This is a genomic window from Flavihumibacter sp. CACIAM 22H1 (assembly GCF_001601815.1).
Lineage (GTDB): Bacteria > Bacteroidota > Bacteroidia > Chitinophagales > Chitinophagaceae > Flavihumibacter.
Map to the genome: position 1 here is coordinate 1 of NZ_LUKG01000044.1, position 6,352 is coordinate 6,352.

The following is a 6,352-nucleotide window of genomic DNA, read 5'->3' on the forward strand; positions in this document are numbered from 1 at the left end:
ATTGATCCTTTGAGTGAGGCTGGAGATAATTGGAGTCCATACAACTATGCATTTAATAACCCAATTCGCTTTACTGATCCTGATGGCAGGTATAGTAGGGATATGCTTGAAGAAGATTTAAAATGGGGATTCGCAGTTCGAATTAAAGGGCCAGATCTGTTTTCTGTGAATGGGGAAGTTATTGATCCAGCAAATAATGATAAAACTGAATTTAAGAGCCAAGATGCATTTGCGTTATCGTGGGGTTTAAAATATAATCCCATTTCAATTGAAAAAGATGTAGAGATTTCATCATTGATACTTAGAAAGGTAGACGGGAAAAGGAAATTATACACCGGTACAGATGGTTCACTAGGAGGAAAAAGTTCCTCGCCAGGGGTATCGGAATTAAAGGCGAAATTTAAAATTCCAGATCAAGATATTGCTGGGCATATACATACACATGGGAAGTATGACAGAGCGACTGATTTGAATTTTTCGGAAAAAACTCCAGGTTTTATAGCGTTTGATTATGATGTCGAAAATCATAGCAAGAGACCGGATTTGTCATTTTATTTAGTCAATCCAAATGGCATGCTTCTAGTTGCCAGGGCTAACAATATTGTTTACAAAGGATTCCCGCTCTCAACTGAAATTACTACCATAGCAACGGGGTTGCCGTATGATTATAATAATCCTTTATTAATACAACGGAATAGACAGAAAGGATACAAGCATCCTGGAGCATACAAAGTTGTTGAGGAGCATTTCATTTGGGAGGAATAGTCGTTTTTCTAGAAAAATAGGGTTGTTTAAATTTTTTGAACATAATCTAGTATTCGGACATGTTTTGCTGTCGCTTACATTTTTTAATTTATAGTGTAAAAAAATAGTCTGTTTCCTCAGTATGAAATCTTTTAAACAAGTCTCACATTTACCGAAAAGTGATTATTAAATCATCTAAATAGTACAAATACAAAGATTAGGGTCCGTTTTTTTTCGACACCTATTATTTTGTCTTTAGACGTAATGAGCATTGACCTGAAGAAAGATAATGTAGCCGTAATTTCGGTGAGTGGATATTGTTTATAGGTTGTGCGAAAATCAGTTTATTTTCGTTTTTGGATATATTTTATCGGCAGTCATTAGTTTAGAATTGTTGTTCAATGAGCTGCAATTTTCCACCTGGTTATCTGGTGGATTTGTGTTAAATTTAATACAGTGAGTGCAAAAGCTGAAAAATATCTACGGATGGCCCATTCGGAAATGGAAAGGAACGACGCGGATTTGAAAAAGGTATTCAATATATTGAATAAATCAGCTGATTTAGGGAATCCTGAAGCTATATACGCGCTTGGAACTTGGTATTTGCATGGACGATTTGTAAACAAGAATACTCGGGAGGCCGTGCGGTATTTAAAATTATCTGCAAAATTGGACTATCCTGATGCCCTATTTGATCTTGCCATCTGTTACGAACTTGGAGAGGGTATTGCAAGAAATACCGGTAAGGCAGTTGAATGCTATTTAAAAGCTGCGTTGTTAGGTGAAATAAATTCTCTTTATGAACTGGGCCGTTGTTATTATTATGGCATCGGTATCGAAAAAAATACCCGTATTGCTAAGATTTGGTTGCAGCGGGCAAGCCAGTTGAAAGCTGCACATGATTAATCAAAAAAGAATGCTGGTGGGGCTTTTGAGTTATTGGCTAATTAATTAGTCAGTAGCGTATACGTTTTTAGTAGTCTATTTAAACCAGCGGTTTCCGTTGCAAAGGCAATTTGTAAGTACGCGAATAGCCTTTACCTAAACTGATGTAAAGGTTACTTAAACATTAACCTGGCGGCGAACCAAAAGTCTTAACAGGAAGAAAACAAAGGCAGCCGGCCCTTCAGAAAAAACAATTCCTGTGTTTTGTTGCCCGGCCATCGATCTATTTCTGCAGAATATTGTTGTAGGGGTACCAACTATATGAGAAAACTGACTCTTTCCATCATAACGGTGCTCCTGGCCTTTTCCGCCAGTGCACAGTCCCCCGGGTTTGACAGCCTGCTGCAACATTATGCCGATAAAGAAAATTTTAGTGGGGTAGCAATTTTAGCCGTAAATGGACAACTTAAAGCCATAAAGGCCGTAGGAGGAAAGCCGCCCTTCCTGCCTGTAAAACCAACCGCCCGTTTTAAAATTGCGTCTATGACCAAGGTTTTTACAGCAGTTTTGATAATGAAGTTGGTGGAAGAAGGACGCCTGCACCTCGATAGTACCATTGGTACTTATTATGCCGCCTACAAAGGACCAGCTAGAAACCAGGTAACCATTCACCAGCTGTTGACCTATTCCTCGGGGATAGAAAATATCCTGGATCCCCTGGGCATGACGCCTTACCAAACCAAACTTCCCCTGCACCTTTTTATTGAGCGGTATTGTTCCGGTAAGCTGGTAGATTCACCCGGAACAAAATCAGCCTATTCCAATACGGAGTATATAATATTGCATGCAATTCTTGAGCAGGTTACCGGCAAATCGTACGAAACCATTTTGAAGCAGGTGATTCTTCAGCCCCTGGGTTTAAAAAATACCGGTATTGCTGTTGGCGGTACAAAGATCCCGGGTTTGGTGCCCTCCTATATTTACGACGATAGTTTGAAGGTCTTTACTGCAGAAGAAGCCTATCTGCCCGATATGTATTTTGGAGCAGGTTTTCTCTATTCCAATGCAAAAGACCTGGTGTTGTTGGATGCCGCCCTCTTCAACAACCTTTTGCTCAGCAAGGCAACTACCCGTCAGTTATTGAAAATTCATGAATCACTCGGTAATGCCGCCTATGGTTTCTGGGGGGCTTCCGGCTGGGGCGATTTTAGCGAACCCTTTTATTACCGGACAGGTGGAATTTTAGGGTCCTGCTCCAACTGGATTCACACCATGAAAACCGGAAAAACCATTGTGGTGTTGAGCAATTCCAATGCTACCAACTTATATGAATTATCCGGGAAAATATACCAGCTACCCGCATTCTAAATGTGGTTAAATTTATATAGTTGGTTCTTATCTACTGCAGCTGGCTGCTCAGGCAACGGGTTCCCCTCTTTTGGAAATGCGATTCCACCAGGCTTTGCTGTTATCTCGTAGCTTCAGCATATGCTGTGAAGAAAGATAATGGATAACCTTATGTTCTATCCAGTGGTGCAGGGGCACCAGGATGGCGGCAATCAATATCATCATGGCCAGGTCTTTCCAGGGTTCTCCTTTGGTTATACCATAAATACCTTTCTTAAACACCAGGAAAATAAATTCAAAAAACATCAGGAAAGCAAAAAAGCCAAAAATCCGGATGGTGGTGGCAGAAACCCTTAATAAGCCCAATAAAACCAGTAATAAAAACAGGGCGGCGATGGCAATTATTATAGACATATACTGAATCCTGTTGCGTTTTTCCAGTTTTTCCTTTTCTGCGGCCGCCAACCGATCCTGCCGTTTTTCTTCGTCAGAAATCTGTAGCAGCAGAATTTCATCCTCTTTGCCCAGCTTGTCCAGGCTGTCTTTATACCGGTTGTACAATTTGTTATAATACAGGGCCTGCGCGTAATTGCCAGTCATGGAATAGGAGGAATCAAGCAGCCTGGAGTAGATCCTCATCCAATCGAGGTTTTTAGTAGCATCGGCAATTTGTTTGCCTTTCTGATAGATGGCTATAGCGGCTGTTTTATCCGCTTTCTGCATCAGGTGCTCGGCATAGTAATAATAAAAATTCAGTTTGGAAGCAGGGTTTACATTGTTTTCAAAAAATGGTAAACAGCGGGCATAATAATAACTGGCGGAATCGAGCTTGTTTAAACGGGAATATATAAGAGCGTAGGCCTGGTCAATAACACTGGACATTCCATAGCCGGCAATAGATTGCTTCAGGTCTTGCTTGGTATTGAAGAAATCCAGCGCTTTTACCGGGTTTTTATTATCAATATAAAGGTTCATCAGCCCCATATAGCCTTGCATTTTCAGCGGTTGAAACTGAATAGTGTCGGCGTATAATATTGATTTGTTGAAAAAAGATTCCGCCATGGAATAATTTTTCTTGAGTTGGTAGATGATAGCAATGGAGTTATAAACATGTGTTCGTCCGTATTTTGATTCGTCAGAATTGCTATGAGTATCGAGGTCCAGTACCCGGAAGGCATAATCCAATGCTTTATCGTAGTTCTTAACAGATTTATAGAATTCTGCCAATTGCAGGTACCCATTTCGGAGCAGTGCATGGTTATTGATATTTTCTGCAACGGATAGGGCTTCAAAAACATTTTTGAGCATCTGTAATTTTTCGCCTTTTTCCTTATGGCATTCAGAAAAGGAAAAATAACAGGCGGCTAGTAAACTGTCGTTACCAGCGCTTTGTGCCAGGGTTAAGGCCTGGGTAGTTTGGGTAAATGCCTGGTCAATTTCCGAATTGTTCCGATATACATAAGCCTTCCACAACAAGCTTTCAGCCTGTTCTTTTTCCAGTTTGTTTTCTTTGGCCATCCGGAAAGCATTGTCCATATATTCCAGGGCCTTGGTATTGTACCCTTTCCTGGTGGCTAAATAAGCGAGGCGGATGCCATTGTCGAGCTGTGACTTAAACATGGCTTTCCGGTTTCTGGATAGTTCTGCATCCTCAATAGCCTGGTTGCCCCATTGCTCCGAACGCAAGGTGTCGATGGCCATAAAAATCTGCGACAATTCGCCGGCCAGCCTGGCTTTTTCCGGTAGATCAGTGCTTTTCTGGTAAAGTTTATGGAGGCTGTCGGTAACCTGGGTTTGTTGGGCCGCAGCGGGTTGAAAACCGGTAATAAGTAGGAGAAAAAAGCAGCACGAATAAAACGGGCTTGCACGGAACACTGAACGCATAGTTTAGGTATAGGTTGATATTGGGCTAAAGATATAGATTCATGATAATTTAACGGAATCGGAGGCCGGTTGAACCTTAGAAATAGCTGCTGCTAAACAAGTGCGGGTACGGGTGTAACACGGGCTGACTGCTGCCAGTTGTAAAAAACTGCCTTCAAAGGGCGGTGGTAAATACTTACCTTGAAGCAAATATGCCTTCATGGAAAAAGCAAATCACCGGAGAGTTTTCTTAAAGTCGGCCGGGGCAGCGATGTTACCTGCATTGCTTCCTGCGCTACCGGCTTGGGCGGCCAATAGCGAAAATACCATTGCGGCTACCCAACAACCCTATGTTAAGTTTTACGGCGATGGCGATATGCTGGAGCCCGAAGAATACCTGCAGGTGCTGAATGAATTGCAGGCCGCTGGCAAAATTGAGCGCGATCGTTATGGTGCCGGAGGCTCGGTAGAAGCCCTGGAAAAAGAAATGGCCCGGATTACCGGCAAAGAGAAAGCCATCTTCCTGCCCAGCGGTACCCTGGCCAACCAACTGGCTATTTCCCTCCTCAGCGGTAGCAATACAAAAGTTTATGTGCAGGACCTGAGCCATGTATACCGCGATGAAGCCGATGCCGCCCAAACAGTTTTTTCCAAAAGATTGATGCCGCTCGGTGGAGAAAAAGCTTTTTTTACCGCCGCCGAATTAAAAGCTGCAATCGACAAACTGCCTGAACAGGAAGTTTTTTCCTCCGGCATTGGAGCGGTTTCAATTGAAAATCCAGTGCGGCGTGCCAACGGACAACTGGTGCCGCTGGAGGAAATCAAAGCCATCAGCGCCTATTGTAAAGAAAAACAACTACCCCTTCACCTGGATGGCGCCCGGATTTTTATGACAGCCGCCTGGTCGGGTCATTCCGTGGCAACCTATGCCCGGTATTTTGATACAGTATATATATCGCTTTACAAATACCTGGGCGCTTCTTCCGGCGCGGTTTTATGTGGGAGCCAGGCCCATATCAGCCAGGTGTCGCACCTGATGAAAATACACGGCGGCACCATGTATGGAAACTGGACCAATGCCGCCATGGCCCTGCACCGGTTAGATGGCTTTGAAAATCGGCTACAACAGGCCATATTGGCATTTGGGAAAATCAGCGAGCTTCTCCCTAAAATTCCCGGTTTCGCGGTACAGCCCATACCGGGCGGCACAAATATTTATACCCTTCAACTGCCGGCTCTCGATGCCCAAATATTCCAGGAAGAAATGAGAGATCAGTACCGGATCCGCTTACCGCGCCCCGATGAAAAGAACCGGGTATTACTTACGGTTAATGAAACCCTTTTATACCGTACCCCCGAAGAAATTTACACAGCCTTTTCAAATAGTGTAAAAAAAGCAACAAAAGCTGCGCGCAGGTAGGGATTTATTTACCCCGAATCAGGGGGATTGCACAGTTTCTCGCATGAAATTTGTGGTAGTTTACAATACCTGTTATGGCACAATAATTTTGTT

At 43.0% G+C, this 6,352-nt stretch carries 5 protein-coding genes; 4 read left to right on the top strand and 1 reads right to left on the bottom strand.

The window, feature by feature from the left end:
- From A1D16_RS12865 to A1D16_RS12875, 3 genes are all read left to right on the top strand, one after another.
- The coding region (locus A1D16_RS12865) for a DUF4329 domain-containing protein (protein ID WP_290710079.1) at positions 1-765 on the top strand (765 nt) is incomplete at its 5' end.
- Between the two features lie 435 nt (positions 766-1,200).
- A complete protein-coding gene (locus tag A1D16_RS12870; protein ID WP_290710081.1) occupies positions 1,201-1,650 on the top strand; it encodes a tetratricopeptide repeat protein in 450 nt (149 codons plus the stop codon).
- A gap of 300 nt (positions 1,651-1,950) precedes the next feature.
- Entirely contained in the window at positions 1,951-2,997 is a 1,047-nt protein-coding gene (locus tag A1D16_RS12875; RefSeq protein WP_290710083.1) for a serine hydrolase domain-containing protein, read from the top strand.
- 48 nt (positions 2,998-3,045) lie between these two features.
- On the opposite strand, the gene A1D16_RS12880 is transcribed toward A1D16_RS12875, so the two are convergent.
- Positions 3,046-4,860: a hypothetical protein gene (locus tag A1D16_RS12880; protein WP_290710086.1), complete on the bottom strand. Its 1,815-nt coding sequence runs from the start codon at positions 4,858-4,860 to the stop codon at positions 3,046-3,048.
- 199 nt (positions 4,861-5,059) lie between these two features.
- Between A1D16_RS12880 and A1D16_RS12885 the strand changes: the two genes are divergently transcribed.
- Entirely contained in the window at positions 5,060-6,259 is a 1,200-nt protein-coding gene (locus A1D16_RS12885; protein WP_290710088.1) for an aminotransferase class I/II-fold pyridoxal phosphate-dependent enzyme, read from the top strand.
- The last annotated feature ends 93 nt before the right edge of the window (positions 6,260-6,352 follow it).

Coding starts and splice junctions, on each gene's coding strand:
- A1D16_RS12875 (WP_290710083.1), top strand. CDS start 1,951: ATGAGAAAACTGACTCTTTCCATCATAACGGTGCTCCTGGCCTTTTCC.
- A1D16_RS12880 (WP_290710086.1), bottom strand. CDS start 4,860: ATGCGTTCAGTGTTCCGTGCAAGCCCGTTTTATTCGTGCTGCTTTTTT.
- A1D16_RS12885 (WP_290710088.1), top strand. CDS start 5,060: ATGGAAAAAGCAAATCACCGGAGAGTTTTCTTAAAGTCGGCCGGGGCA.